18 protein-coding genes and 2 pseudogenes are annotated in these 24,745 nt (G+C 67.7%); 12 read left to right on the top strand and 8 right to left on the bottom strand.

Annotation, left to right across the window (positions count from 1 at the left end; genetic code table 11):
- Positions 1–154: NfeD family protein (locus GAS53_RS57005; RefSeq protein ID WP_404829392.1), on the bottom strand; the 154-nt coding region annotated here is incomplete at its 3' end.
- A 377-nt stretch (positions 155–531) separates the two neighbouring features.
- Here GAS53_RS57005 and GAS53_RS39230 point away from each other — a divergent pair.
- The 6 genes and pseudogenes from GAS53_RS39230 to GAS53_RS39205 all read left to right on the top strand — a co-directional run.
- Positions 532–732 (top strand): annotated as a pseudogene (locus GAS53_RS39230) (DUF2017 family protein); the annotation flags it as partial.
- Between the two features lie 294 nt (positions 733–1,026).
- On the top strand, positions 1,027–2,568 hold the full coding sequence (locus GAS53_RS39225) for an alanine/glycine:cation symporter family protein (protein ID WP_151482541.1): 1,542 nt from the start codon (positions 1,027–1,029) through the stop codon (positions 2,566–2,568).
- A gap of 52 nt (positions 2,569–2,620) precedes the next feature.
- Positions 2,621–3,373: pseudogene (locus GAS53_RS39220) on the top strand (phosphotransferase); the annotation flags it as partial.
- A gap of 907 nt (positions 3,374–4,280) precedes the next feature.
- Positions 4,281–7,148 carry a PQQ-dependent sugar dehydrogenase gene (locus GAS53_RS39215; RefSeq protein WP_192583474.1) on the top strand — a complete coding sequence of 956 codons (2,868 nt, stop codon included), beginning with the start codon at positions 4,281–4,283 and terminating at the stop codon, positions 7,146–7,148.
- Between the two features lie 17 nt (positions 7,149–7,165).
- The gene (locus tag GAS53_RS39210; RefSeq protein WP_151482538.1) at positions 7,166–8,923 is read left to right on the top strand and encodes a lectin; all 1,758 of its coding nucleotides are present in this window, start codon (positions 7,166–7,168) and stop codon (positions 8,921–8,923) included.
- A gap of 79 nt (positions 8,924–9,002) precedes the next feature.
- A complete protein-coding gene (locus tag GAS53_RS39205; RefSeq protein ID WP_151482537.1) occupies positions 9,003–10,505 on the top strand; it encodes a glycoside hydrolase family 43 protein in 1,503 nt (500 codons plus the stop codon).
- 51 nt (positions 10,506–10,556) lie between these two features.
- Here GAS53_RS39205 and GAS53_RS57000 read toward each other — a convergent pair whose 3' ends face one another.
- The 4 genes from GAS53_RS57000 to GAS53_RS39185 all read right to left on the bottom strand — a co-directional run bounded on the left by GAS53_RS57000 (position 10,557) and on the right by GAS53_RS39185 (position 14,819).
- Positions 10,557–10,940, bottom strand: a complete 384-nt coding sequence (locus GAS53_RS57000) for a glycoside hydrolase family 125 protein (protein WP_225859381.1) — start codon at positions 10,938–10,940, stop codon at positions 10,557–10,559.
- Positions 10,941–11,069: 129 nt separating this feature from the next.
- Positions 11,070–12,113 carry a LacI family DNA-binding transcriptional regulator gene (locus GAS53_RS39195; protein ID WP_151482536.1) on the bottom strand — a complete coding sequence of 348 codons (1,044 nt, stop codon included), beginning with the start codon at positions 12,111–12,113 and terminating at the stop codon, positions 11,070–11,072.
- Positions 12,114–12,165: 52 nt separating this feature from the next.
- A complete protein-coding gene (locus tag GAS53_RS39190) occupies positions 12,166–13,101 on the bottom strand; it encodes an ROK family protein (RefSeq protein WP_151482535.1) in 936 nt (311 codons plus the stop codon).
- On the bottom strand, positions 13,098–14,819 hold the full coding sequence (locus tag GAS53_RS39185; protein WP_151482534.1) for a class I mannose-6-phosphate isomerase: 1,722 nt from the start codon (positions 14,817–14,819) through the stop codon (positions 13,098–13,100). The genes GAS53_RS39190 and GAS53_RS39185 overlap by 4 nt, the downstream gene beginning before the upstream one ends.
- Positions 14,820–15,126: 307 nt before the next feature.
- Between GAS53_RS39185 and GAS53_RS39180 the strand changes: the two genes are divergently transcribed.
- The 6 genes from GAS53_RS39180 to GAS53_RS39155 all read left to right on the top strand — a co-directional run bounded on the left by GAS53_RS39180 (position 15,127) and on the right by GAS53_RS39155 (position 22,937).
- Positions 15,127–16,374, top strand: a complete 1,248-nt coding sequence (locus GAS53_RS39180; RefSeq protein WP_225859380.1) for an ABC transporter substrate-binding protein — start codon at positions 15,127–15,129, stop codon at positions 16,372–16,374.
- Complete coding sequence (locus GAS53_RS39175; protein WP_151482532.1) at positions 16,371–17,336, top strand: carbohydrate ABC transporter permease; 966 nt, start codon at positions 16,371–16,373, stop codon at positions 17,334–17,336. Before GAS53_RS39180 ends, GAS53_RS39175 begins: the two co-directional genes overlap by 4 nt.
- Before the next feature lie 3 nt (positions 17,337–17,339).
- Entirely contained in the window at positions 17,340–18,155 is an 816-nt protein-coding gene (locus tag GAS53_RS39170) for a carbohydrate ABC transporter permease (RefSeq protein ID WP_151482531.1), read from the top strand.
- Between the two features lie 36 nt (positions 18,156–18,191).
- Complete coding sequence (locus GAS53_RS39165; RefSeq protein ID WP_151482530.1) at positions 18,192–19,385, top strand: glycoside hydrolase family 76 protein; 1,194 nt, start codon at positions 18,192–18,194, stop codon at positions 19,383–19,385.
- Positions 19,386–19,491: 106 nt separating this feature from the next.
- Positions 19,492–22,719: a glycoside hydrolase family 38 N-terminal domain-containing protein gene (locus GAS53_RS39160; RefSeq protein WP_151482529.1), complete on the top strand. Its 3,228-nt coding sequence runs from the start codon at positions 19,492–19,494 to the stop codon at positions 22,717–22,719.
- A gap of 23 nt (positions 22,720–22,742) precedes the next feature.
- Complete coding sequence (locus GAS53_RS39155; protein WP_151482528.1) at positions 22,743–22,937, top strand: hypothetical protein; 195 nt, start codon at positions 22,743–22,745, stop codon at positions 22,935–22,937.
- A 657-nt stretch (positions 22,938–23,594) separates the two neighbouring features.
- Here the strand turns inward: GAS53_RS39155 and GAS53_RS39150 are convergent.
- Genes GAS53_RS39150 through GAS53_RS57800 form a run of 3 tightly spaced genes read right to left on the bottom strand, consistent with a single transcriptional unit; the run spans position 23,595 to position 24,605 of the window.
- Positions 23,595–23,897: a hypothetical protein gene (locus GAS53_RS39150; RefSeq protein ID WP_225859378.1), complete on the bottom strand. Its 303-nt coding sequence runs from the start codon at positions 23,895–23,897 to the stop codon at positions 23,595–23,597.
- Positions 23,890–24,114: a tyrosine-type recombinase/integrase gene (locus tag GAS53_RS57805; protein WP_263974210.1), complete on the bottom strand. Its 225-nt coding sequence runs from the start codon at positions 24,112–24,114 to the stop codon at positions 23,890–23,892. Before GAS53_RS57805 ends, GAS53_RS39150 begins: the two co-directional genes overlap by 8 nt.
- Positions 24,108–24,605, bottom strand: a complete 498-nt coding sequence (locus GAS53_RS57800) for a tyrosine-type recombinase/integrase (RefSeq protein ID WP_263974209.1) — start codon at positions 24,603–24,605, stop codon at positions 24,108–24,110. The genes GAS53_RS57805 and GAS53_RS57800 overlap by 7 nt, the downstream gene beginning before the upstream one ends.
- Positions 24,606–24,745 lie beyond the last annotated feature (140 nt).

Below are 24,745 nucleotides of genomic sequence, written 5' to 3'. Positions count from 1 at the left end.
CCAAGAACTGCAACGGCAGTGGCAGCCCGACCGCGGCGGACCCCGCCGTGACCAACGCGGCCGCGCTCAGCATTCCGAGCGCAGCAGTAAGCGTGAAGATCTCCGCCACAGCCAACACAGCTGCGATGATCAACCAGATCAGCCATAGATCCATTGCGTGCCTCTTCTGACCGGCGCGGGTGCGAAGAGCTTGACTTTCACCATTGGACCCCGATGCGGGACAGCCGCGGTACCCCTGGGATAAGGAAACCTCGCCGAACGAGCGGGGGCGTACTAGCGCAACGCACCGTAAGCGACCACCTTCGACCACCTTCACACTAGTTTTACCCACACGGAGAAGATCGCTCATTTGACTTCGCCTGTTCCCATGTTTGTGTCACCCGCCGGGGCACCAGTTGCATTCCGTGATTTCGCGGGCCAGGGTCGGTACCGCCTCTGGCCGGCGAAACTACCGCTGATGCGCAGAAAGTCAGTCGCCGAGGAAGATCACCTCTCGCCTGAGGGATGTCCGCAGGTGGGGGGGCGTCCAGGCTAGGCGCCCTCAACGACTGGCGGCTCGCGATCGGCTCCCGGCTCGACGTCGTCGACGAGGAGGACACCGACCTCCTCTACCGGCTGCCGGACGAGGATCCGCGCCAGCCGATGGTGATGGCGCATCTCTGGCTGGGCGGGCTCCAGGAGACGTTCGTCGAAACGCTCATGCCGTGCCCTGAGGACCCCGCGCGGTCATGACCGTCCGCTCCTTTGTCTACTGATCTGTCAAGCCGTTTTCAGGCTGCGCTGTCTCAGCGGACGCTCAAATCCGGATAACGATCGCATCACCGCCCCTGGGGTTTTGTGCCCCGGGGGCGTTTTTGCGTGATCCGAGTCACCCAAGGCATGGCAAAGGCCGTGGTAAGACTTCCCAACTCCAATGCGGCACCCCAGCCGTGCTGGGAGAACCGGCCCACCCGCCGGAGCACATGACCCAGCACCCCCACATCGCCGCACCATGCCGCCAGTCCCCCTGCGCCTTGAGGTAGTCAGATGTCGCTCGACTCCATCACGCAAGACATTGACGACGCCGTCAGTGATTTCTTCGAACCTGTCGCTGAGAAAGTCGGCGAGGTCGTCTTCTACGCGGTCCCCGTCGGCGACACCGAACTCCCGCTCATCGTCGCCTGGCTCGTCGTCGCGGGTCTGATCTTCACCACCTGGTTCGGGCTCATCCAGGTACGCAAATTCTTCCTCGCCACCAAGGTGGTGCGCGGCAAGTACGACGAAGAGGGTTCACCCGGTGAGGTCAACCACTTCCAGGCGCTGACCGCCGCCGTCTCCGGCACCGTCGGCCTCGGCAACATCGCCGGTGTCGCAGTCGCCGTCTCCATCGGTGGCGCCGGCGCCACCTTCTGGATGATCCTCTGCGGTCTGCTCGGTATGGCGACCAAGTTCGTCGAGGTCACCCTCGGTGTCAGGTACCGGGAAGAGCACGAGGACGGCACCGTCTCCGGCGGTCCGATGCACTACCTGCCCAAGGGCCTCGCCGAGCGCTTCGGCAAGGGCGGCGCCAGGCTCGGCAAGGTGCTCGCCGTCCTCGCCTCCATCATGATCCTCTTCTTCGGCCTGTTCGGCGGCAACCTGCTCCAGGCCAACCAGAGCTACGCGCAGATCGCCTCGACCGTCGGCGGCGAGGACGGCTTCATGGCCTCCTCCGCCGGTGCCATCCTCTTCGGTGTGGTCGTCGCTCTGCTCGTCGGCCTCGTGCTGCTCGGCGGCATCCGCTCCATCGCCTCGGTCACCAGCCGGCTCGTCCCGGCGATGGCCGGCATGTACATCGTGGCCTGCCTGGTCGTCATCCTGACGAACGTCACCGCGGTGCCCGACGCGATCGAGACCATCTTCAAGGGCGCGTTCGAGGCCGACGGCGTCACGGGCGGTGTGATCGGCGCCCTGATCGTCGGCTTCCAGCGTGCCGCCTTCTCCAACGAGGCCGGTCTGGGCTCCGCCCCGATCGCCCACTCCGCGGTCAAGACCAAACACCCCGCGAGCGAGGGCCTGGTCGCCCTGCTCGAGCCGTTCATCGACACAGTCGTCATCTGTACCATGACCGCGCTGACCATCATCATCGCCAACCCGGACAGCTGGGCCGAGGCCCGCGAGGGCGAGAGCATCGGCGGCGTCACCATCACCTCCGACGCCTTCGGGACCGTACTGCCCTGGTTCCCTGACCTGCTGACCGTCGCGGTGCTGCTGTTCGCGTTCTCCACGATCCTGACCTGGGGCTACTACGGCCTCAAGGCATGGTCGTACCTCTTCGGCAAGAGCAGGACCAGCGAGAACGTCTTCAAGGTCACCTGGAGTGTGTTCGTCGTCCTGGGCTCGCTGCTCTCCCTCGACTCACTGATCAGCCTGGCCGACTCGGCACTCTTCATGCTGTCGGTGTTCAACATCATCGGCCTCTACCTGCTGGCCCCCGTCGTCAAGCGCGAGCTCGACTCCTTCCTGGACTTCGTCCGGGGCCGGGCCGCGCGGGCCACCGTGGGCGGCGCGGACCCCGAGGACGAGCGCGAGACCGCCAAGGTCGTCTGACCCCCGCACCGGCCGTTTCAGCATATGGGCCCGCCTTATACCACCCCTCGGTATGAGGCGGGCCTTCATTTATCCTGACCGACATGCTGACCATCACCAAGACCCTCGTCGACCAGATCGTCACGCACGCGCGCTAGGTGCGCGTGGCTGTGACAACCAGCTGTGGCGGCTCGGCGATGACCTCGCCGTCCGGCTGCCCTGGGCGACGCAGTCTGCTGATGCGCTGCCGCGCAAGGAGCACGCCTGGCTGCCCGCGGTCACCCCGCACTTCCCGCTGCAGGTCCCCGTCCCGCAGCGCCTCGGGGAGCCCTCCGAGCGGCTTCCTCGGCCCTGGATCGTCACCACCTGGATGCCGGGTGCGCCTGCCGACCGCGCCCCCGCCACGCGCACTGCGGACGCGGCCGACAGTTTGGCCGCCTTCCTGACGGCTCTTCATCGGCCCGCTCCCGACGGGGCGCCCATCGCCCGTCGCCGCGAAGAACATAACTATGGGGGCCGGCTGGCCGAGCGCGCCGAGCAGTTCGCTGAGCAACTCGCCTCGGCCACCGAGCTGGGGCCGATCCCCAACCCGGACGCCGTCCTTGCCATGTGGGAGGACGCCGTCGCCGCGCCTGGCTGGGCGGGCCCGGCCCTGTGGCTCCACGGCGACCTGCACCTGGCCAACGTCTCCACTGCTGACGGCACCTTCTGCGGCACTGTTGACGGCACCTTCTGCGGCGTGATCGACTTCGGCGACCTCTGCGCGGGCGATCCGGCCTGCGACCTCACTGCCGTGGGTCTGCTGCCGGACGGCGCGGCAGACCGTCCGTGTGGCCCCGTTGAGCAACCGGCCCGACTGACGCGAGCCGTTGAGGACGCCAGCACCTGGCACGGCACCGACAAGTACCCATTCCGGCGGTGCCCGGTGCAGCCAACGGCGCGAGCAAGCTGGGAGCGCGCCGGCCTGCAAGTCCCGGCCCGGACGATGCAGCACAGTTGAATGGCCTACGCACTTCGCAAAGATCTTGCGTTCACCGGCCAGCAGAGAGACTGAGTGGGAGTCTCACGTCGGCCCTCACGGACACCGCAAACCTAGATCACCACTAAAATTGCAGGTCAACTGTCGCACACCGACAACCATCCCCGCGGGCGCGGGGAGCAGTTCTCGCCGCGGGCTAGCCAGCCGTTCTTGCCCGCCCGGGAGCGTCCGGATGTGAGCAATTCATAGGGCAGATCCACGAACTGCGCCCCGACCAGCGCCGTCACAGGTGCGCCCACGAGTGCGGCGACGGGACGACGACCGTCACGTCGCGCGGCGATACCCGGCGCACGGCGGCGGGCCAGGGCTGCCCGCCCGTTCCTCGTCAGCGCTGCCGAACGCGGTCTGAGCCTGGGGTACCGAGAGGGCATGGCACACCGCCGGGGCCCTGTACTCCTTGACATTGCCAAGTCCCACGGCGTCCAGCCTCGATAGCAGCCCTTGGGATGGGCTTGTGCGGGCGCGCAGGGCAGCTTACGCACTTTGTCTCTCGCGGGGAAAAAGTTCCGAGATCTTGTGTGAAAGGGGTTACGGCTGCGGACCAAGCCCGCTAACTTCCCGGAACTGAAGCAGTCAGAGCTCCAACAGAGCCCATGGGCTTCTGTCTTGACGGCGCGACGGCGCGCGCCCGTTCACCCCCCACTGGCAGGCCCTCCGCGACCTGCCGCCACCCCCACTTCTCCTGGAGAACTCTGTGCGCACGAGACTGCTCGGACACAGACGTGTCCGTACGCTGCTCACGGCCGTGGCGTGTGCCGTGGGCCTGGCGCTCCCACTGAGCCCCGCCGCCGCGGCTCCCGCCGTTGCCCCGGCCTCCCCCGGCGGCGAAGCCCGCGCCGCGGCGGCGGCCGAGGACTTTCAACAGGTCACCCTTGCCAAGGGCGTGGCCGAGACCGGCGAACCCATGACCATGGCGGTCCTGCCGGACCGCTCGGTGCTGCATACTTCGCGGGACGGCACGCTGCACCGCACCGACGCGGCCGGCACCACAGCCGTGGCGGGCAGGCTCGACGTCTACAGCCACGACGAGGAGGGCCTCCAAGGCGTCGCGGCTGATCCCGGCTTCTCTTCCAACCGTTTCGTCTACCTGTACTACGCCCCGAAGTTGAACACTCCGGCCGGCGACGCCCCGGCCGACGGGGCGTCATCCGACTTCACCCCCTTCGACGGGGTCAACCGGCTGTCCAGGTTCGTTCTGAAGAACGACAACACCCTGGACCTGGCCAGCGAGAAGAAGATCCTCGACGTGCCCGCCTCTCGCGGCCTGTGCTGCCACGTCGGCGGAGACATCGACTTCGACGCGGCGGGCAACCTGTACCTGTCGACAGGCGACGACACCAACCCCTTCGCCTCGGACGGCTACACGCCGATCGACGAACGTGCCTCGCGCAACCCCGCGTACGACGCCCAGCGTTCCTCCGGCAACACCAACGATCTACGCGGCAAGATCCTGCGCATCAAGGTCAACGCCGACGGTTCGTACACGATCCCGTCCGGGAATCTCTTCCCGTCCGGCACCGCGCAGACCCGGCCCGAGATTTACGCGATGGGCTTCCGCAACCCGTTCCGGATGAGTGTCGACAGAGCCACGGGCATCGTCTACGTCGGTGACTACGGCCCCGACTCGGGCACCGCCAGCGCCTCCCGCGGCCCCGCCGGACAGGTCGAGTTCAACCGGATCACCAAGGCCGGCAACTTTGGCTGGCCGTACTGCACCGGCAAGAACGACGCTTACGTCGATTTCGACTTCGCGACCGGCGCCTCGGGCTCAAGGTTCAACTGCGCCGCGCCGAGAAACACTTCGCCGCGTAACACCGGCCTCACCGACCTGCCGCCCGCCCAGCCCGCCTGGATCCCCTACGACGGCAACTCCGTACCGGAGTTCGGCAACGGCTCCGAATCCCCCATGGGCGGCCCCGTCTACCGCTACGACGCGGCCTCCACCTCGGACGTGAAGTTCCCGCAGGAGTACGACGGCGACTTCTTCGCCGGCGAGTTCGGCCGCCGCTGGATCAAGCGCATCGAGGCCGCCGGCGATGGCACCGTGCAGTCCATCAACGCCTTCCCCTGGAGCGGCACCCAGGTGATGGACATGGCCTTCGGCCCGGATGGCGCCCTCTACGTTCTCGACTACGGCACCGGCTACTTCAACGGCGACGCCAACTCCGCCCTGTACCGCATCGAGCATGTGACCGGCGGGCGCGCCCCGGTGGCCCAGGCCAAGGCGAACGTCACCTCCGGCAAGGCGCCCCTGGCCGTCTCCTTCTCCGCGGCCGGCAGCTCCGACCCCGAAGGGGGCACCCTCGCCTACCAGTGGACCTTCGGCGACGGCGCCACCTCCACCGCGGCCGATCCGTCCCACACCTACACGGCCAACGGCCAGTACACGGCCACGCTGAAGGTCACCGACCCCACCGGCAAGTCGGCCACCGCCTCCGTGCAGATCACCGTCGGCAACACCGCCCCGACGGTGCGGATCGACACGCCCGCCGACGGTCGGATCTACGACTTCGGCGCCGCCATCCCGTTCAAGGTGACGGTCACCGACCCGGAGGACGGCGCGATCGACTGCTCCAAGGTGAAGGTCAACTTCATCGTCGGCCACGACAGCCACGGGCACCCGCAGACCTCGGCCACCGGCTGCACCGGCACCCTGCAGACGCTGGCGGACGGCGAACACGACCCCAACGCCAACATATTCGGCGTCCTCGATGCCGAGTACACCGACAAGGGCGCGAACGGCCAACCCGCGCTCACCACGCACGATCAGCACATCGTCCAGCCCAGCCACCGGCAGGCCGAGCACTACGGCGACTCGTCCGGCGTGCAGGTCGTCAACCACGCGCCCGCGCACGGCGGCAAGACGGTCGGCGAAATCCACGACGGCGACTGGATCTCATTCAAGCCGTACAGCCTCGACAACGCCCGCACCTTCACCGCACGCGTCTCCTCGGCAGGCGCCGGCGGCACCATCGAGGTACGCACCGGCTCCCCTACCGGCACCCTGCTCGGCACGGCCACCGCGCCGGTCACCGGCGACTGGGAGACCTTCCAGGACGTCACGGCGTCGCTGGTCAACCAGCCGACCGGGTCGACCACCCTCTACATCGTCTTCAAGGGCGGCAGCGGCGCACTGTTCGACGTGGACGAGTTCTCCTTCACGACCGCCACCGGCAGCGACCGCACCGGTGAGGTGAAGGGCGTCAACGGGAAGTGCCTGGACATCGACAACGCGGGCACCGCCGACGGCACCAAGATCCAGCTGTACACATGCAACAGCAGCGCCGCACAGCGCTGGACCGTCGCCGACGACGGCACCCTCAAGGCACTGGGCAAGTGCCTCGACGTCGCCCAGGGCGCAACCGCCGACGGCACCAAGATCCAGCTGTGGACCTGCAATACCACCGGCGCGCAGAGGTGGGCAGCCCAAGCCGACGGCACCGTCCGCAACCCCCAGTCCGGCAAATGCCTCGACGCCTCCGGCGACACCTGGAACGACGGTACCCCGGTCCACCTGTGGACCTGCCACACCGGACCCAACCAGAAGTGGACCCTGCCGTGACAAGGAGGCGACGCACGATGCGTACCCCGCTCAAAGCGCTCATCGGCCTGTTCGCCGGCGCCGCGTTCTGCATGGCCCCCCAGGCCGCGGCCGCGCCGGACGCAGCACCGGCCACCCCCACCGCCTCGCGCGACGCGGCACCGGCGGCGGCCGACCCGGCGTACCAGGTCCTCGTCTTCTCCCGGACGGCGGGCTTCCGCCACTCCTCGATCGACGAGGGCATCACGGCACTGCGCGACCTCGGCGCGGCGAACAACTTCACCGTCGACGCGACCGAGGACCCGCAGACCTTCACCACGGCCAACCTGGCCAAGTACCGGGCCGTCGTCTTCCTGTCGACCACCGGCGACGTACTCGGCAACGCCCAGCAGACGGCCTTCGAGCAGTACCTCGGCTCGGGCGGCGGGTACGTCGGCATCCACGCCGCCGCCGACACCGAGTACGACTGGCCCTTCTACGAGGGGCTGGCCGGCGCCTACTTCCAGTCCCACCCCGCCATCCAGCCCGCCACAGTCAAGGTCGAGGACCGGGCGCACGACGCCACCGCGCACCTGGGCAGCGCCTGGCAGCGCACCGACGAGTGGTACAACTACCGCACCAACCCCCGCAGCACCGCCCACGTACTGGCCTCACTGGACGAGTCCAGCTACTCCGGCGGCACCATGGCCGGCGACCACCCGATCGCCTGGTGCAAGAACTACGCCGGTGGCCGAGCCTTCTACACGGGCGGCGGCCACACCGAGGAGTCCTACGCCGACCCGACCTTCCGTCGGCACCTGCTCGGCGGCATCCGCTGGGCTGCCGGCACCACCCAGGCCGACTGCCGCCCGGAGACCGGCTACACGTCCCTGTTCGACGGCACCAGCACGACCGGCTGGAAGCAGGCGGGCCCCGGCAGCTTCACCCTGGCCGACGGCACCCTCACCTCGCAGGGCGGGCTGGGCATGCTCTGGTACAACGCCCGCGAGTTCACCGGCGACTACTCCCTCAAACTGGACTGGAAGGCAAGCGGCGACGACAACTCCGGTGTCCTCGTGGGTTTCCCGGCCTCCGACGACCCGTGGTCGGCGGTGAACAACGGCCACGAGATCCAGATCGACGCCACCGACACCACCGACCGCACCACCGGAGCCGTCTACGGGTTCCAGTCCGCCGACATCCCCGCCCGGGACGCCGCGCTGAACCCACCCGGCGAGTGGAACACCTACGAGATCCGAGTCACCGGGGAGCGACTGGAGATCTTCCTCAACGGCCGGAAGATCAACGACTTCACCAACACCGACCCGGCGCGCAGCCTGAAGCAGGGTCACATCGGCATCCAGAACCACGGCGACGGCGACGAGGTGGCTTTCCGCAACGTCCGGATCAAGCAGGCCGGGACCTCGCCCGGCCCGCGTTCCGGTGAGGTGAGGGGCGTCAACGGGAAGTGCCTGGACGTGGACAACGCGGGCACCGCCGACGGCACGAAGATCCAGGTGTACACGTGCAACAGCACCGCCGCGCAGCGCTGGACCGTCGCCGAGGACGGCACCTTCCAGGCGCTCGGGAAGTGCCTTGATGTCTCGGGGGGCGCGAGCGCCGACGGTACCAAGATCCAGCTGTGGACCTGCAACAACACCGGTGCGCAGAAGTGGGCGGCCCAGGCCGACGGCACGGTGCGTAACCCCCAGTCCGGGAAGTGCCTGGACGCGTCCGGTGGCACCTGGAACGACGGGACCCCGGTCCACCTGTGGACCTGCCACACCGGACCCAACCAGAAGTGGACCCTGCCGTAACGGCCGGGCCGTGACGGCCGCCCCCGCTTGCCCCGGGTGAGCGGGGGCTGTCAGCCCCGATCCCCCTACGGAGGTTCTCATGCCTGCCAGATCCACCGGGTTCGTCGCCAGGTCCTTGGCCGCGTTGCTCGTCGGCGGTCTCCTGGCGATGCTCTCGCCCCACACCGCCGTGGCGGTGCCCGAGCACTCGACCGCCGAGGCCGGCAACCCCTTCGTCGACGGCTGGTACGCGGACCCCGACATCGAGATCTACGACGGCAAGTACTGGGTCTTCCCCACGGCGTCGAAGCCCTACGCCGAGCAGACCTACCTCGACACGTTCTCCTCGACCGATCTGATCCACTGGACCAAGCACAGCAATGTCCTGACGACGGCGAACGTCTCCTGGGCCAAGTACGCGGTGTGGGCGCCGGCGCCGGTCCAACGCGGCGCCAAGTACTACCTGTACTTCGCCGCGAACGACATCCAGAACGACTCCCAGCTCGGCGGCATTGGCGTGGCCGTCGCCGACCGCCCCGAAGGGCCCTACAAGGACGCCCTCGGCAAGCCGCTGATCTCGCAGTTCCACAACGGGGCCCAGCCGATCGACCAGGACGTGTTCATCGACGACGACGGCCAGGCGTACATGTACTACGGAGGCTGGCACCACTCCAACGTCGTCAAGCTCAACCCGGACATGACCAGCCTGGGCACCTTCGAGGACGGATCGACCTACAAGGAGATCACGCCGGACAACTACACCGAGGGCTCCTACATGTTCAAACGGAATGGCAAGTACTACCTGATGTGGTCGGAGGGCGGCTGGACCGGCCCCGACTACTCGGTGTCGTACGCCATGTCCGACTCGCCGACCGGGCCCTTCCAGAGGATCGACAAGGTACTCGCCCAGGACCCGGCGGTCGCCAAGGGTTCGGGTCACAACTCTGTCGTCAACGTGCCGGGCACCGACACCTGGTACATCTTCTACCACCGCCGTCCGCTCAGCGAGAGCGACGGCAACCACCGACAACTTGCCTATGACCGCATGTACTTCAATCCCGATGGCACGATCCGGCGCATCGCGATGCAGGTGAAGGACAACTTCGCCGACGGCAACGCGCTGGGCTGGAAGACGTACGGCGGGACCTGGTCGGTCGGTGACGGGCGGTACCGGGTGGGCCGCGACCTGGGCGGCAAGTCCCTCCTCGACACCAACTTCGCGGACTTCACGTACGACGCCGACGTCACGGTGACCTCGGGGCACGGGGACGCTGGGCTTATGTTCCGGGTGAGCAGGCCCTCGGTCGGCTGGGACAGCTACTCGGGCTATTACGCGGGCATCAGCCCGAGCGGCAAGGTGGTCCTCGGCCGGGCGAACGACTCCTGGACCGAACTGGGGACCGCCCGGACATCCGTCGCACCGGGCTCGACGCACCGGATCCGCGTCACCGCCGTCGGCTCGTCAATCGACGTGTTCGTCGACGATATGACGACGCCCAAGATTTCCGTCAGCGACGGCACCTACCGCAGCGGCGCGAACGGCGTCCGGGTCTTCGAATCCGCCGCCTCCTTCGACAACGTGGCCATCGGGCCCGCCCGGTGACGTACTGGGCTCGTAGTCCGGAGCGGTGGCGGGCCCCACCACCGCATAACGTCACCGCAGGCCATCAAGTCGAAGTCCCATTAGGGAGACGAGCACGTCGGCGTGTTGGCGAAGAACCTCGGCTCCTCGGACAGCGCCGTCAGCACCGCCTTCAAACGAGGGGTGGGAGCGGCGCCCCTGCGCTACCAGGAGCGTGCGCGTGACGACGGCCGGGAGCACGGTCCGGACGATGACGAAACGAACAGAATCGCTGTCACCCGGAAAGAGACTCTGCAAGCCATTGGCGTACGGGTTGCGCTCGATCTGCTGGAACTGGTGTCTCAGCACGGCGATTATGAGGTCCTGCAGAGGAGGGTTGTCTCGCATGAGCGCCAGGTCGGGCATCATCCGGGTCGTCGAGTCAGGCAGCCACATGGCGGGGATGCCGCCGGTCACTACGAAGGCGGTGCCATCGGGCGACCGCAGGCTCGGGCAGCACTGGATGGGGGGTGGGGGTGGGGAAACCGCGTCAGTTGCCCGCCGTGCGAGCCAGCGGCCGGTCAAGGGCAAGTGCTCAAGCGGTCGTTACACGCTGGGCGGCAGTGCACCGCGGGGGCGGTCGCCGGAGTGCGGGCCGTAGCGAATGACGCGGGTCGGGACAGTGATGCGGCGGGAGGCGGGCGGTTCGCCGTCCCGGTGACTCAGGCGGTCGATCAGCAGGCGTGCGGCCTGCCGGCCGATCTCGTCGGCGTCGTACGAGACAAGTGTCAGTGGGAGGCCAAGGACGTCGGAGAGCTCGAAGTCGTCGAAGCCTGCCAGGGGAAGTGTGATCCCAGCTTTGTAGAGGGCTCGGATCGCGCCTTGGCTGATGCGGTTGTTCGTGCAGAACAGCGCTGTAGGGCCGTCGGGCCGGTTGAGGATTCCGAGGGCCGCTCGCTCGGCCGTCGCGGCGTCGACGAGGCCTTGGCAAATGAGGGCGTTGTCGGGCTCGACGCCGGCCTCCTCGTGTGCTGCCCAGAACCCACGCAGCCGTTCAGCCCCCGTATACAGAGCCGGCGGATTGCCGAGGAACGCGATGCGGGTGTGCCCTTCAGCCAGCAGGCACGCGGTGGCCTCGCGGGCACCGTGAAAGTCCTCGACCAGCACGCAGTCGGTGTCGAGTCCAGCCGGCGGCCGTGCGGCGAGGACGACGGGGACGTGGCGCATGGCGCTGGCCAAGTGCTGCTGCCGGCTTCCGGCGGGGACGACGATCAACCCTTCGACCTGGTGGTCGATGAGGCCATCGATCAGGCCGGGCTCCCGCTCAACTTGCTCGGCGGTGTTGCTGAGCATCATCCGCAAGCCGTGTTCGGTGGCGACTTCCTGGACTCCGAGCGCGAGACGCGAGTAGAACGGGTTGGCGAGGTTGGTGACGACCAGACCGATCATCCCAGTGCCGCCGAGCCGCAGGCTGCGCGCGGTCTCGTTGCGGCGGTAGCCAAGCCGGTCCACCGCGGCGAAGACGCGTTCGCGCGTGGCTTCGGACACGCCGGGATCGTTCTTGAGCACCCGCGAGACGGTCATGGCACTGACCTGCGCGAGTCTCCCGACGTCATGCATGGTCGGCCCGCCGCCTCGGCGACCAGTCATGCTCCTTCTCCTTCCACTGCCTGCGGCGGCGTCCCGGACCTGCGGTCGGCCCTCATGGAGCACTCTGTACGCCCTGTGCCCAGTGGGCGGCCCCGATCAGCGGCGCCTCCGCAGGCTGCCTGGCCGCCAGGACGCGCGGAGCGGGCTCGGCGGCCTGAGCCAGCCCTTTCGAGAGCGCAGGGTGGATCAAGTCCCACGACTGGGCCATGGACCCGCCGATGACCACTGCGGTGGCCTGGAAACGGGCGATCCACGGAGCCAGGGCCTGACCCAGGGTGTCGAAAGCGTAGCGGAAAGCCTCCGCAGCTGCGGTATTGCCCTCCCTGGCCAGCGCGGCAATCTCGTGGACGTCCGGGAGGACGCGATCGTCCGGGAGGGTCTCGAGGCGGGCGTAATGCGCGCGGATGGCACGGCGCGAGACCAGATCCTCCAGCGGGACGTGGTGCACGGTCAGACGGTGCACGTGTCCGCCGGGAGGCACCTGAGGGCCGTCGTGTACGGGTAGGCCCTTGCGCAAGAATGACGAGCCCACGCCCGTGCCCAGCGTCAGGCACACCGCACGCTCGTGACCAGCGGCAGCGCCGGCGCGATATTCGCCGAGGGCGAAGGCGTCGGCATCGTTGAGGAAGCACAGTCGCTCGGCCCGGTGGACCAGCCGCTGCCGCAGACCGGCCCCGACATCGACGCCGGACAGTGACTCGAACTTCCCGATACCTGTGAACCGGCCTATCCCGGTGTCGTAGTCGAAGGGGCCCGGCATGGCCACGCCCCAGCACAGCCGGTGCCCTGCAGGCAGTTCCAGGGCGGCCAGGGCGATGGCGTCGAGGATGCCGTCGGCCGGGGCGTGCGAGCCCAAGGGTCTGCGGATCACTGAGGACGAGATGGGGCAGTTGGCTGCAGGGTCGACGAGGGCAGCGGTGACGTGCGTCCCGCCGATGTCGAGAACGGGGATCGGCGCATGGGTCCGCTCGGCGACGGCACTGGTCACGGCTCAACCACCAGAGCCTTCACGAGGTGCACCTCGTCGTTGCCCACAGAACGGATGCGGTAGGAGCCGACCGCGGCGGGCACGGTGATGGTCTCGGCGAAGGCCAGGAAGTGGGTGCGTCCGTCGCTGGTCTCAATGACGGCGCCCTGGCCTGAGGCGAGGTTAAGAATGTGGAAGCGGCCGGCTGTGTCGTCGACGATGCCGGCGGCCGGGGCTACGACCAAGCGGTGCACTGCGTAGAACATCTCTGGCAGGGTGCCGATGACTTCCTCTCGCCAGCCCTCGCCCGCGCGCAGCGTACGAGGCTGCTGGATCAGGTCTTTCGTCACGTCCTCCCCTCGCCGGGCGCTGTCCAGATTGGCGAATCCGTGTTCGAAAGGCAAGGGCCGGGATGCACCGGTGGCGTCCTTGCGGAGCCAGTCGTAGAAGCGCAGGGAGTACAGATACGGCGTCGCACTCACCTCCAGCACCAGATTGCCCGCGCCGGAGGCGTGCGGGGTGCCGGCGGGGATCATGAACAGCTGGCCCACCGTGGCCGGATGGGTCTGGATGTGGTCCTCGACGGGCAGCGGGGTGCCGTTGGTGATGGCGTCCTCCACCTGGCGGCGCATGGCGTCGAGGTCCGCACGCTCGGTGAGACCGAGCAGCACCTGGGCGCCCGCCTCGCTGTCCGTGACGTAGTAGGTCTCGTGCTGCGTGTATGGCCAGCCGAACACCTCCCGCATGTACTGCTCCTGCGGGTGGCAGTGCAAGGACAGATTGCCGCCCTGCATCGTGTCGAGGTAGTCGAACCTGATCGGGAAGGATGTGCCGAACCGGCGGTGCACCTCCTGGCCGAGCATGTCCGTCGGGTGCAGGACGCACAGCAGTTGGAAGGGGATCTCGACCTGCGCCCCGCTCTCTTCGCCGACAAGGACTCCCGCCTCGGGAGCGATCAGCTCGTAGCCGAGAGCGGTGTTGCCGGCCTGCGGGGTGAAGCCCAGTTCACTTGCCGCCCACTGGCCTCCCCACGGGGTGGAGTTGAAGTACGGGCGGGTGCGCACCGGCCCGCGGGCCAGGTGAGCCAGGGTGCTGCGCAGCGCGGTACCGTCCAGCGAGGCGGGCGATGCCGTGTCCTGCATGTCGATCCACCGCTCGACCTGTCCCGCATACGCGTCGCGGTGCCGGTCCAGGAGGGGCCAGTCGGTGTAGAACAGCCGCACCAGATCACCAGGCTCGTCGAAGCGGCCCAGGTTGACGCCCACCGGCAGATGCCCGTGTGCCACGGCAGCCTCGGCGTGCCGTTTCGGCAGGTCCGCGTACCACAGCACGTCCGACCCGAACAGCGCCGCGCCCGGCCCGAACACCACCAACACGCCGTCGTTCAGGGGCCTCTCAGCCCGTTGAATGGAGTCGAACAGGTCTGCGACCTGCGCCTGGGACAGCGGGGTGAAGAACGGGTCGTCGGCAGGGACGGGCCGAGCGGTGATCCGCTCGGCAGCTGACGGCGCATAACGGCTGCGCACGTCCAGCAACTCCACCTCACGCCCCGCGGAGCGCAGGGCCATCGTCAGGCCGTCGGCCAGCGCACCCCAATCCAGCGCGGAAGGACCCTCCACCGCCAGTACGAGCGGGCCGGACGGCAGCGTGGCGACGGCAGTCGGCCAGCCTGCGATCACTTGCCCGTCGACAGGGTCGTAGCTGGGGTGGGGGTCGTACGAACGAGAGGCGGAATGCACTTCTTCTCCTCGCTAGGCTCCGGCGTGATAGTTAACGATAACAGTGGGTGGCTGGAGCGGTCCAACTCCTTCCTTCGAGTTTCCTTTTCATCTCAACCGTGTTTGACCTGCTGTTATTCCAAATAAGCGCTATGGCGGCAACATCGCATGGCGACGAACCCTTGCTACCACTGGAGTGTTGTCGTTAACTTCCAGGGTCACATCCGGCCATACCAGGTGGCCCGTTCGGTGAAGGTGATCAATGACAGCATCGAGCACGCCCCGCCGCGCAGCCGCGCCGCTTGTTCGGCGTCGCTTCCTCGCCGGGATGACCGCAGGTGCGGTCGCTCTCGCGGTAGAGGGCTGCGCTCGCGGAGCAAGCACTTCCCCGCAGCCAGGGACGACGAGCATCTCCAACGACAACGCCACTTGGGACGAGGGGTATCGCTCGGCGGGGCGCGAACTGGAGAAGATCACCGGGTATGCGTTGCGGCCGCTGTCGAATCCCTCGGTGACGTCGTATCAGCAGGTCGTGCAGATGACCCTGCAGACCTCGAAGGCCTCCGACATGGTCAAGTGGGCCTCGGGCTATCAGCTCAAGCGTCTGGCCCGCGCAGGCGGACTCACAGACCTGTCGAGCGTCTGGGGACAGTACGCGGCCAAGGGGTGGGTGCGCGACGCGACCCGGGAGACGATGTCGTACCACGGGAAGGTCTACGGCGTCCCGCTGTACGAGTCGTACTACGTGCTGTTCTACAGCAAGCCTGTGTTCAGGAAGTTGGGGCTGTCCGCCCCGTCCAGCTGGGCTGAACTGCTGCACTGTGCGGAGGTTCTCAAGCGGAACAAGATCACGCCGTTCTTGGCCAGTCAGGTCGGGGGCTGGCCCGCGATCGAGTGGTTCCAGGAGCTGGTCACCAAGGTCGACCCGCGTTTCTACCAGAAGCTGGTGGCAGGCGAGGCTTCCTATCTCGACGACGCAGCGCGCCAAGCGATGGACATCTGGCACGACTTCATGCGCAAGGGCTGGATGACATCGCCCGACTTCGACCAAGCCCGCGGCCCCGGCGCGCTGAAGGCCGGCACGGTGGGCATGTTCCTGCACGGCACATGGCAGGCGCAGGGAATGAGCGCCGTCGGCATGAAACCGGGCGCCGACTACGGTGCCTTCATTCTTCCCACGGTGCGGCCCTCTGTCCCCAAGAGCGTGATCACCGAGTCAGGCGTCTTCGCGGTGCCCGCCCGCGCTTCCTCGCACGCCGCGGCCATGAAGAATGTCGGAGCCTGGCTCGACCCGTCGGTTCAGCGGGTGTGGAGCGATTTCCTGCAGGACAGCTCGGCCAACCCGACGGTGCGTTCGAGTAACCCCGTCGTGGCAGAGCTACAGCGGGACATCGCCCGGGAGCGCCGGCTCCCGCTGATCAGGTACTGGGAAGCCAGCCCCCCGAGCCTCATCCAGGGCAACACCAACGACCTGGGCGGCTTCATGGCCGGGCAGACCTCCCCGGCCACCACGCTGCGCCGGATGCAGGAGCGTGCACAAGACGAATGGGCCGCCTGGAGGCGTGACGAAGCATGAGCACTTCCTCGACCGACCGACGCACTTCCGCCACCGGCGGCGGGCTCCCCATAGTGCCCTCACCCGGCAGTGCACCGCCTTCGCCCATGACGCACACGTGGCGCAAGAGGCGTGAGCGCCTGACGGCCGGGACGTTCATGGCTCCGGCTGTACTCCTGGTCACCGCCTTCCTGCTCGCCCCGTTCGTCTGGACCGTCTACCGAAGCTTCTTCAGCGACACCCGGACCTCGTCGTTCAGCTGGTTCGACAACTACTCACTGTTCGCTTCCGACCCGGCGTTGTCCCGCTCGATTCAGAACACTCTGATGTGGGTGGTGGGCACAGTCCTGCTCCCCTTCGTGCTCGGACTTGCCATCGCCTGCATGACCAACGCCACGCGCTGGTCGCGTCTGGCACGGCTGTGCGTAGTGCTTCCCTATGCGCTCTCGGGTTCTGCGGTGGCAGTGGTCTGGAACTTCATGCTCACGACCGACGGCGCCGTCAACCAGGTCCTGACCACGCTGAATCTGGACTCACTCGCCCAGGGATGGCTGCTGACCTGGCCGGGCAACACCGTCGTGATGATCCTCGCCAACGCCTGGCAGGCCACCGGCGTGGCAGTCATCCTCTTTCTGGTCGGCCTGCAGTCCATCCCGCCGGAGACCTTGGAGGCCGGTGCCCTGGACGGCGCGGGGAGCTGGCAGCAGTTCCGCCACATCGTCCTGCCTCAGCTCCGGCCTGTCTCGATCATCGTGATCGGCATGAGTCTCGTCAACGGCCTCAAGTCGTTCGACCTGATCTGGGTGCTCACCCAAGGGGGCCCCGGACGTGCCACGGAGACCCTGGCGGTGTCCATGTACAACGAGACCTTCCTGGAACTGCGGCCTGGTGCGGGAGCGGCGATCGCAGTCGTTCTCACCGTGATCGTGCTGGCGGCTTCCTGGCTCTATCTGCGTCGTCAGCTCGACGTGAAAGGCGAATAACCAATGTCTCTGGGCCGAGGTCTGCGCAATGGCACCGTCGTGGTGCTCGCCGTGCTGTGGCTGGTTCCGACATGGCTCCTTGTGGTCAACGCACTGGTTCCAGCCGAGAGTTACTCGGGCAGTCCGCACTGGCTGCCAGAGAGTTTCGGACTGTTCGACAACATGTCCCAGGCCTGGGACAAGGCCCAACTCGGCCCGGCGCTCGGCAACAGTCTGCTGTACGCCGTTGTCAGCGCGCTGGCCGCTGTCGGGGTGGCTACGTGCGCCGCCTTCGCCACCATCATCATGCCCATGAAGCGGCAGGTGCTGTGGTTCTGGGTGATCTACTCAGGCACGCTGCTGCCCCTGCAGGTCTTCATCCGGCCGCTGTTTCTCTCCTACGCGGAGACTTCCCTCTACGACACCCAGATCGGGCTCGTTCTGATCTACACGGCCATCGCGATTCCCTTCGCGTTCTTTGTCATGCGCAACTACGCCCTCACACTGCCGCGGGAAGTCGTGGAAGCCGCGCGTGTGGACGGTGCTTCCTGGTGGCGGCTGTTCTGGCAGATCCACGTCCCGCTGAGCAAATCCGCCATGATCGCCGTGTTCGTGTTCCAGTTCGTGGCCGTCTGGAACGACCTGATGTTCGGCATCACGCTCACCACGAGCCGCAACATCCGGCCCATCATGGCCGCGCTCGCCGATCTGCAGGGCAACTACTCCAACGTCGGGCCCCCGGTCGTGCTGGCCGGTGCCCTCCTCGTCTCCCTACCGACCCTGGTGCTGTTCTTCTCCGCCCAGCGCTTCTTCATCAGCAGCCTCAAGATCCACCGCTGACCCCTGCACGCTTCCTTCCAGCCACGAAGGGCAACCATGCTGAGATCACTGCTCCGCCATGCCACCGTGACCACCGCCTGCGCAAGCCTGCTGTGGAGTGCCGTCCCCGCGCACGCCCAGCCCACTCCTCCCGCACGCCCTCACCCCGTGTCCTCCGCCGTGTGGGCCGACCGTGCCACCAACGCCTACGACGCCCTGCAGACTCACCTGTACGAGGGCGCCGACAACCACGGCCTGTACCTGGAACGCACGCCCCGGCAGCCTACAGACCGGGAGCACTCCTACCTTTGGCCGCTGCGCGAGGCCGCCGCAGCAACCGTGGACATGCAGCAACTCCCGGGCACCGGCCCGGCCTACCGCCCGGACGCTGCCGAGCGCTTCGACACCGTCGAGTTGTACTTCGCGCCGGGCGACCGGCCGGGCTACCAGTCCTATCTGCCGGCCCCCTTGGGAACGGGCGGTGACGTGTACTACGACGACAACGCCGTGGTCGCGCTGAGCCAACTCGACCAGTATGAGAGCACCGGCGACACCAAGTTCCTGAACCGGGCCGAGCAGGTCGTGCCCATCGTCACACGCGCCTGGGACGGCGACCCCGCCAAGCCCTGCCCCGGCGGCATGGACTGGTTCGACTCCCCCAACAACAACGTCCGCGCCACCAATGTCACGGCCCTGTCCGCCCAGCTCGCCGCCAGGCTCTACGTGCACACCCACAAGCGCACCTACCTCGACAAGGCCAAGCAGTGGTACGGCTGGGTGTACTCGTGCATGCGGAAGGAACCGGGACTGTACGCCAATGACCGCGGCGACGACGGCAGCACGAACCCGACCCTGTGGACCTACAACTCAGGCTCCATGATCGGCACGGCTACCGCCCTCTACCGCGGCACCGGCAACGCCGACTACCTGAACAAGGCCGTCGAGGACGCCCGCGGCTCCCTGGCGTACTGGACCCAGGGCAGCCGCCTGCACGATCAGCCGGCCATCTTCAATGCCTTCTACTTCAAGGACCTGCTCGCCCTGAACGCCGTACGCCCCAACCCCGCCTACCGGCAGGCCATGAGCACCTACGCGGACAGCACGTACGCCACCAACCGAAACGCCGCGACCGGGCTGTTCCACTTCCAACCGTCGGGCGGCGGCGACTACGACCCCAAGATTCCGGCCGAAACCCTCGAACAGTCCGCCATGATCCAGATCTTCGCCACTCTGGCCCGCACCACACGCTGAGACCACCATCCGCAGTCGGCTGACTGCCCCCCTCGTGACACCGCGCCTTGGCCCGCACATCGTCCCTCAACCCAAATCCCTCAACCCAAAAGGACACCAACGCACCATGCCCAAGGCACCATTGACCCGGCCTTCCTGGTGGGACTCCGACATCGCGCGCGACATCCTGCGTGACCGCGTGGTCACCACCAGCGCCGGCATCGGCGACCTGAAGATGCAGCTGTCGGGCGAGCCCCTGCTGCGCCGCGACGGGAAGGGTGGACTGCTCCAGTCCATCCGACTGCGTCTGCGCCGCCGCGGCGCGGGCTCGCACGACGCCCTGCCGCGCGTCACGCGGGCCCGGGTCACCACGAGCGGGGGCACCCCGGTCACCTGCGAAATCCTCCCCGGTCCCGGCTCCGACACCCGCATCCTGGTGCCGGAGGTAGACGCACCGACACCCCTGCTGATCGAGCTGCCCGACCTGGAAGAAGGCACCCGGTTCGACTTCGAGGCGCGACCGCAGCGTCACTGGACGCTCCACCTGGTGCAGCACTCCCACCTCGACATCGGCTACACCGACCCCCAGGGGCGGGTGATGGCCGAGCACCGGGCGTACCTCGACTCGCTGCTCGAGCTGTGCCACGACACCGACGACTGGCCAGAACCCGCCCGGTTCCGGTGGGCCGTTGAGGGCTTCCACTCCTTCCAGGACTGGCAGTCCAACCGCCCTCGCCGCCAGGTCGACAGCTTCCTCGACCGGGTGCGCGAAGGCCGCATCGAACTCACGGCGATGCCGTTCAACCTCCATACGGAGACCTGCTCCACCGACGAACTGCACGAACTCGTCCGCCCCGTGCTGGACCTGCGCGACCGGCACGGCATCGACATCCGCACAGCCATGCAGACCGACGTGCCCGGCCAAGTGGTCGGCCTGCCCGACGTCTTGGCGGGCAACGGCATCCGCTACCTCTCCGTGGCGCACAACTGGGCCGGGCGCGCCGTACCGCACCTCGTCGGCGGGGAACACCTGCCACGGCTCTTCCGCTGGCAGGCACCCAGCGGCAACAGCCTCCTGGTCTGGCGCACGGACACACCGCACGGACTGGCGTACATGGAGGGATCGATTCTGGGTTTCGACGAGTCCTACCACCACGTCGACGACCTCCTGCCCGCCTACCTCAGCGCGCTGGCCGAGTTCCCCTACCCCCACGAAGGCCGCGGGATCCCGGGCTTCCCCATTCTCGATCACGGAGTCACATCCGATCCCTACCCCTGGGACGTGCTGCACCTGCGTGTGCTGGGCAAGTTCGCGGACAATGGCCCACCCCGGCGGATCATCTCCGACACTGTGCGCCGCTGGAACGAGCAGTGGGCGTTCCCGCAGCTGCGGGCCTCCCGGAACCAGGACTTCTTCGAGGACGCCGAAAAGCGTGTCGGGGACCGGCTGGAGACCCACCAGGGCGACTGGAGCGACTGGTGGGTCGACGGGGTCGGTGCGGGGGCCGTCCCGCTCGCGGCCACGCGCCGCGGCCAGGCCGCCCTCACCGAGGCGCAAACCGTGGCTGGTTACGCTCAGTTGATGGGCGTGCCCGGCAGCCCGGTCGTCACCGAGACCGCGCCGGCCGTCTACCGTTCGGCTTCCCTGTTCAACGAACACACCTGGGGCGCCGGTGACCCCTGGACCCACGGCGATCACGGACACGGCTCCGGCGAAAAGCAGTGGCACTGGAAGTACTCCCAGGCCCTGCGCGCCCACGACGACGCGGAGACCCTGCTGGACTCCGCCGCCGCGCTGCTCGGCGAAGCCTTCGCACCCTCCGCAGGCGCTCTGGCTTGCTACTACGTCGTGAACACCTGCAGCTGGCCACGCACGGAGACGGCACGGCTGTTCCTGCCCGAGAGCACCGTGGCCCTGAGCGAGGCAGTGCAGGTTCTCGATGCCCGTACCGGCACGTCCCTGCCCTTTACCGAGGAAGCCCAGAGCAACGACCGCCACCGGGCAGCCGGCCGGTTCCTGCACGTGCCCCTCACTGACGTGCCGGCCTGCGGAGCCGTGCGCCTGGACATCCTCCCCGGTGCCACTTCCGCCACGGAAAACGGTGACAGCACCGAACTGCCCGCGGATCCGACCGTCCTGGAGAACGATCACCTGCGCGTCACGGTTGATCTGCGTCAGGCCTGCATCGGCTCCATCCTCGACAAACACACCGGGCGTGAACTCGTCCGGCAGGACGCCGTCATCGGCTTCAACGGCTACGTGTACGACGAGTACGCCACCGCCGGGGCGTTCAATCACCAATCCAGCAAGACCGTCGCCGACGACTCGATGCACCTGCTCGCCTCGCGCCACACGGCACCGCCCGCAGCACTCGTCGAACGCCGCGCCGACGCCACCGGCCACACGCTGGTCTATGAATGCACCCCGGCCGGCACGCGCCGACTCCGCGTGACGGTGCACCTCCCCCACGACGCGGCTCGCATCGACATAGAAAACCGCATCGACAAAACCGCGACGCTGACCAAGGAGAGTGCGTTCTTCGCGTTCCCCTTTGCCCTGGACGATCCCGCCGTACGCATGGAAGCGACAGGCGGTGTCACGGGTACCGGACTTGCGACCGTGCCAGGGTCCGCCACCCACATGCGAGCTATCCGGCGCTGGATCAGTCTGAGCGACGGCCTCCACCACGCCGCCCTGGCCACGGCCGACGCGCCCCTCGTCCAGCTCGGCGGGATCGCGATCCCTTACGTTCCCTATCCGCAGTCGTTGCCGCAAGAGGAACCGGCCACCGTTTTCTCCTGGGTGCACAACAACATCTGGGACACGAATTTCCCCGCTCAGCAGGCCTTTGATCACGTCTTTCGCTACAGCGTCGGCTTCGCCGCCGCCGAGGGAATTTCCAGTGCCGCACATGCCTCCGGCGGGCTCGGCGAGCAGTTGGCCATGCGCACCGCGGCCGTCACCAGCCACCCGCTCGTAGCGGTCCGCGCCCGTGCCGAGGCTCAGCCGGAGCCGCCGGCGCAGACGCAGTTCCTGACCGTGGAGGATCATCGTGTACGTCTCGTGGGCCTGACCGTGCCGAGCGAAGGAAGCCTCATGATCCGCCTGCAGTCCAACGCCGATGTCCCGGTCACCTGCCCTCTGAGCATCCCGTTCCCCTTCACCCAGGCTTTCCGCACGAACTACCTCGGCCTGGTCCCCAGCGAACTCACCCCGGAACCGGACGGCGTCATCTCGGTCGATGTGCCGGCCTTCGGAACGGCAGCAGTCACCCTCCAGTTGCGCCAAACGGCAGTCGGCACGTCGGAAGATCGCAACTCCAAACCGCCAACTCCACAGCAACAGAGCAGCTGAAGCACCGGACAGGAGCCCCCACCATGCCTTTCTGGTCTGCCACCATCGCTGTCCAACCCGCCTACGGCAACTCTGACGTGCACGTCTTCATCATCGACGCCGACCACTATGTGGATGCCCGCGACCAGTCCCTGACTCGCGCCAACCTTCCAGAGTCACGGCGCCACCGCCGCAACGCAGTCCTGATCCCTCACCGACGCAGGTCCAGCCTCGCGTGACTCCCCGTCACGGCCCGCCGTGCGGTCCGCCAAGGCCTGACGCTGATGCCGATGACATCGCCGAAGCCGAGATGCGAAGGGGGAGGCGGGAGTTGCCGTGCCGGGAAAGGGTCACGGTGACAGCAGTTCGAGGCGACACCGCCGGCTCAGCACCCAGAGGCGGAGCCGTGCGGCAGCTGAGACCTGGGTCGGTGTCTGCGGCCTCGACGATCGCCTCGACGAGGCCTCGCGATCGCTTACCGCGTCGAGTTCGCTCACCACGCGTATCCGCCCAACACTTCACCCGCAGAGGCGATTCGCCTGTGGCTCCTTGATGGCCGAGGACCCCATGGGCTTGAACGCTCAGCTTCACACCCCGCCGTTACCAGCGACGCATGTGAGCGCGAGGGCGCGCCTGGACACTGGCCTGAAATTCAGCCGATCGGTACCTCCTCCACCTGGCTGTCCTTACTTATGTGGAGCGACCTCGTGTCGCACCTGAGCGTCACAGTTGGCCGCTTGATCACGCTCGCCGTGCCCTCCACATGCCTTGGTTGGCGGCGATGAGCCTGAAACAGCCGACCGGCAGGCAGATCAGCAGCAGCGGGCCGACCGCGTCGAAGGCCGCCCGCCCGTACGCGCCGACGAGCAGCGGTTCCGTGACGTTCAGGGCGAGCGTTAGCAGCCTGGACAGGAGCAGCAGCCTGCGGGCCGGGCGCAAGGCCGCGGCGGGGCGCCGTAGAGGGCGAGGTAGCGGATCGCCAGCAGCAGTGCCAGGACGGACAGGTCCACGGCAGGCGCGACAAGCGGGGCCACCCAGGCGGACACCCCCAGCCGCAGGGCCAACGTCCATACGTTGCCGAAGCCGAAGAGGAAGGCCAGGCCCACCAGGGCTCCGGCGATCACGGTGACGGCACGGAAGGCCAGCCGCTGCTCACGCACCGTGCCCGGCCGCGTCGGCGTCATTCGGGGCTCAGACATGGTCGCCGACCCCGATCCGCTGGTGGGCTTCCTGGGCCCGTTCGGCGGCGGCGCTGGCGCCGTAGCGGCGCGGCATCTCCTGTGACGTCCAGCCGAGCAGCAGCATCAGGTCGCCGGTATCGGCGCCGGCGCGCTTCCACTCGTGGGCGAAGGTGTGCCGCCACAGGTGCGCGTGCAGTTTGACCAGCCCGGCGGCAAGGCCCCGCCGCTTCAGCATGATCTTGATGCCGTTCGGGGCCAGCGGCCGCATCCCCCGCTCGGCCGGCCAAGATCCGGCAGGTCGGCCGCCTTGTGCTCGGCGCGGGCCCGCAGATAGCGGCTGACGGCCCGCGCGGTCTTCGGCCCGAACCGCACGCGCCGGTCTTTGCTGCCCTTGCCGTGGTAGTGGACGGACTCGGTGTTTATGTCGATGTCGTCGAGCATCAGGTTGCCGACCTCGGACAGGCGAGCTCCGGTGTTGCAGTACAGGCGCATGATCGCCTCGTCCCGCAGCTGAACGAACTGCTTGCCCCGGCAGGTGCCGAGGACCTTCGAGGTCTCCTCATCACGGATGACCGGAATCAGTTTCTGCGGCATCTTCGGCTGCCGGACCCGTTCCATCGGCGACCGGTCGATCTCGCCCTCGTCCAGCAGCAGCCACTTGAAGAACTGCTGCAGCGCCTGTGCTTGTTCAGCGCGGTCGACGCCGACCGCGTCTCGATCATCCACGCCTGGAACGCCTCCACATGCGCCCGCGTGACCTCCACCGGATCCTCGGCCGCGTCATCGCCCTCCGGATCCGGCGAGTACTCCCCCAGGTAGCGGCCCAACTGGGCCGCCACCAGCAGATAGTTGTACTGGGCGGTCCC

This window comes from Streptomyces albicerus (assembly GCF_008905045.1).
Taxonomy (GTDB): Bacteria; Actinomycetota; Actinomycetes; order Streptomycetales; family Streptomycetaceae; genus Streptomyces; species Streptomyces albicerus.
This window is presented reverse-complemented; position numbering and strand designations above follow the sequence as displayed.

Bases quoted from the DNA above. Each gene is read 5' to 3' on its own strand.
- GAS53_RS39225 (WP_151482541.1), top strand. From the start codon at position 1,027: ATGTCGCTCGACTCCATCACGCAAGACATTGACGACGCCGTCAGTGAT.
- GAS53_RS39210 (WP_151482538.1), top strand. From the start codon at position 7,166: ATGCGTACCCCGCTCAAAGCGCTCATCGGCCTGTTCGCCGGCGCCGCG.
- GAS53_RS39205 (WP_151482537.1), top strand. From the start codon at position 9,003: ATGCCTGCCAGATCCACCGGGTTCGTCGCCAGGTCCTTGGCCGCGTTG.
- GAS53_RS39195 (WP_151482536.1), bottom strand. From the start codon at position 12,113: ATGACTGGTCGCCGAGGCGGCGGGCCGACCATGCATGACGTCGGGAGA.
- GAS53_RS39180 (WP_225859380.1), top strand. From the start codon at position 15,127: ATGACCGCAGGTGCGGTCGCTCTCGCGGTAGAGGGCTGCGCTCGCGGA.
- GAS53_RS39175 (WP_151482532.1), top strand. From the start codon at position 16,371: ATGAGCACTTCCTCGACCGACCGACGCACTTCCGCCACCGGCGGCGGG.
- GAS53_RS39170 (WP_151482531.1), top strand. From the start codon at position 17,340: ATGTCTCTGGGCCGAGGTCTGCGCAATGGCACCGTCGTGGTGCTCGCC.
- GAS53_RS39165 (WP_151482530.1), top strand. From the start codon at position 18,192: ATGCTGAGATCACTGCTCCGCCATGCCACCGTGACCACCGCCTGCGCA.
- GAS53_RS39160 (WP_151482529.1), top strand. From the start codon at position 19,492: ATGCCCAAGGCACCATTGACCCGGCCTTCCTGGTGGGACTCCGACATC.
- GAS53_RS39155 (WP_151482528.1), top strand. From the start codon at position 22,743: ATGCCTTTCTGGTCTGCCACCATCGCTGTCCAACCCGCCTACGGCAAC.
- GAS53_RS39150 (WP_225859378.1), bottom strand. From the start codon at position 23,897: ATGTCTGAGCCCCGAATGACGCCGACGCGGCCGGGCACGGTGCGTGAG.
- GAS53_RS57805 (WP_263974210.1), bottom strand. From the start codon at position 24,114: ATGCTGAAGCGGCGGGGCCTTGCCGCCGGGCTGGTCAAACTGCACGCG.